The sequence below is a fragment of the Bartonella sp. AP58NXGY genome (assembly GCF_042195785.1).
GTDB lineage: Bacteria > Pseudomonadota > Alphaproteobacteria > Rhizobiales > Rhizobiaceae > Bartonella.
This window is the reverse complement of record NZ_JBHIOY010000054.1, coordinates 1-1,772: the sequence shown is the minus strand read 5'-3', so window position 1 is coordinate 1,772 and position 1,772 is coordinate 1. Positions and strand designations below refer to the sequence as shown.

Sequence of the window (1,772 nt, the reverse complement as noted above, 5' to 3'; positions counted from 1 at the left end):
AATGAAAAAAAGTGAAAAAAATAAAAAATACGTATTGACTTTAAGGAAAAGGTCGTTTAATAAGGTTGGCAAGTGCTTAAAAATCACTAAATCACAAGCGGGTAGACCACGATAAGGTTCCTCCCATTCTTTAAGATACTGACTTTCTTTTGTGCTATCATTAGCATATAACGATTATGTCGGGTGTAGCTATGCCATACAATACCCTTCGCGAGGGAAAAGCATAGCGGCGGACTTGTGACCGTGTTTTTAGCACCCGGCGCCCTTATGGGTTGTCAATTAAAAACTTAATATTCACAAGGATTACTAGCATGAAAGCTACAGTAAAAAAATTACAAGACACCATTTTCTCTTACATTCAACATCATAATGATAGCGCCGCGCTTCAAAAGCAAGGTCTCGGAAAAAAATATGAATTTACTGATGAGACAATCGAAATTGATGGTCATGTTTTACACCGTATTAGAGCATTAAGAGATTTTGGTTATATGTTTGGGAAGGTTAATGCGGGGGACCTTGGTGGCTTTATTGAAAAGGAAGATAATCTATCCCATGAGGGAAGTTGCTGGATTTTTGATAATGCCCGTGTTTATCAAAATGCGCTTGTTACTGATAATGCTTATGTAGCTTGTGATGTTATCGTTAAAGATTCTGCTACGGTTTCTGATAACGCACGTGTTGTAAATAATGTTCATATTTCTGATAATGCAAAAGTTTGTGATAGTGCTGCTATTTACGATAATGTAAAAATTTATGGTAAAGCTTTTGTTGGTGATACCTCTTGTATTAGTGAAAATGTCATCATAAATGGTGCTACTGTAATTGGGGATTCTGATATTGAAAGTGATACCTATTTATCACCTAATGATCTTATTTGTGATAAATTTATTCCAGAAATCGATGATCCATGTTGGTAATTAAACAATAGGGCGGTGCGGGGGCGCCTCCTTATAACCATTTCATTTAAAAATTTGTTTGAATATTAGATTAGGGAGCTACCTATGACCACTAAAACTGTATCTAAAAAATATGAATTTACTAATGAAACCTTCATTTTAGATGGTCTTACTTTACACCGCATTCGTGCTTTAAAAGATTTCGATGATGTAAAAGCAGGGGACCTCGGCGGTTTTATTGAAAATGAAAGTAACCTCTCTCATGATGGCAATTGCTGGGTTTACGATAATGCTCTTGTTTTTTGCAATGCTGTTGTTTCTGAAAATGCAAAAATACGTCATGATGCTTATGTTTTTAATGAAGCAAGGGTATCAGGAAATGCAGTGATTAGTGACAAAGCGCGGGTTCTTGAGAAGGCTGCTTATGTTCATGGCAATGCAAAAATATGCGATGATGCAATAATTTGTGGGGAGATTTATGGGAATGCCATTGTTTGTAATAAAGCCATGGTATCTACAGAAGCAAAAATTTATGACAATGCCAAGGTTTTGAATAATGCTTGTGTTGGTGGTTTGATTTATGGGAATGCAAAAATAACTGGGTCGGCTTGTATTTATCCGAGTGCAGAAATTTATGATAATGCGTGCATTCAAGGAAAAGCAAAGGTTTATTTCTTTGTAAAAATTTATGGCAATGCCGTTATTAAAGGCAATAAAAAAATTTATAAAGATACTGATGGTAGTGAACAAAGCACAAACAAAGCAGCGTAAATAACGGGGCGGGGGGCTGCTTTATAGCAAAAAAGCCGCGTCCTTTAAGACACGGCTTTTATTATCAAAACAGCTAGCGATCTAAATAAACGATTAAAGTAACCA

Annotated in this window: 2 protein-coding genes; both read left to right on the top strand. The window is 35.9% G+C overall.

Annotation, left to right across the window (positions count from 1 at the left end):
• Nucleotides 1-311: 311 nt before the first annotated feature.
• Nucleotides 312-917, top strand: a complete 606-nt coding sequence (locus tag ACFINC_RS09265) for a hypothetical protein (protein WP_375617022.1) — start codon at nucleotides 312-314, stop codon at nucleotides 915-917.
• 84 nt (nucleotides 918-1,001) lie between these two features.
• Complete coding sequence (locus ACFINC_RS09260) at nucleotides 1,002-1,667, top strand: hypothetical protein (RefSeq protein ID WP_375617021.1); 666 nt, start codon at nucleotides 1,002-1,004, stop codon at nucleotides 1,665-1,667.
• Nucleotides 1,668-1,772: the final 105 nt, after the last annotated feature.